Source organism: Pseudomonas sp. 1D4, from assembly GCF_001728925.1.
GTDB lineage: Bacteria > Pseudomonadota > Gammaproteobacteria > Pseudomonadales > Pseudomonadaceae > Metapseudomonas > Metapseudomonas otitidis.
Genome location: NZ_LXJQ01000128.1, coordinates 1 through 762 on the forward strand (window position 1 = coordinate 1; position 762 = coordinate 762).

General features: G+C 56.8%; 1 protein-coding gene. It reads right to left on the minus strand.

The annotated features are described in order from the left end of the window. Positions 1-715 (minus strand): IS5 family transposase (locus tag A7D27_RS26865; RefSeq protein WP_069566683.1); only part of this gene is annotated, 715 nt, incomplete at its 3' end. Positions 716-762 lie beyond the last annotated feature (47 nt).

Sequence of the window (762 nt, forward strand, 5' to 3'; positions counted from 1 at the left end):
TCTGCCAGATGACTTCGCGTCCTTCATGCTCAAGTCGCTTCTCGACGCCGGTGTACCCAGCATCGGCAGCAACCATGTTTTCTTGGCCGTGCAGCAGTTTGTCGACCTGAGTAACATCTGCAACATTGGCTGCCGTACCGACCACGCTGTGCACCAGGCCCGATTCCTCATCGACACCGATGTGAGCCTTCATACCGAAGTAATACTGGTTGCCCTTCTTGGTCTGGTGCATTTCCGGGTCGCGCTTGCCGTCCTTGTTCTTCGTCGAACTGGGAGCATGGATCAATGTGGCATCGACAATGGTGCCCTGGCGCAGCGACAGGCCTCGATCACCCAGGTAGCCATTGATCACGCCAAGGATGCCGGCCGCCAGCTCATGTTTCTCCAACAAACGACGGAAGTTGAGGATGGTGGTTTCGTCGGGAATGCGCTCCAGGCTTAGCCCAGCGAACTGACGCAGGATCGTCGTCTCGTACAGCGCTTCTTCCATGGCAGGATCGCTGTAGCCGAACCAGTTCTGCATCAGGTGCACACGCAGCATCACCATCAGCGGGTAGGCCGGACGACCACCTTCACCCTTCGGGTAATGCGGTTCGATCAAGGCAAGCAACCCCTTCCATGGCACCACCTGATCCATCTCTATCAGGAACAACTCCTTACGGGTCTGCTTGCGCTTACCGGCGTACTCGGCGTCAGCGAAGGTCATCTGCTTCATCGGGAAACTCGGAGAGTGGAATTCGGGCATTCTGCCAAAATCAGGAA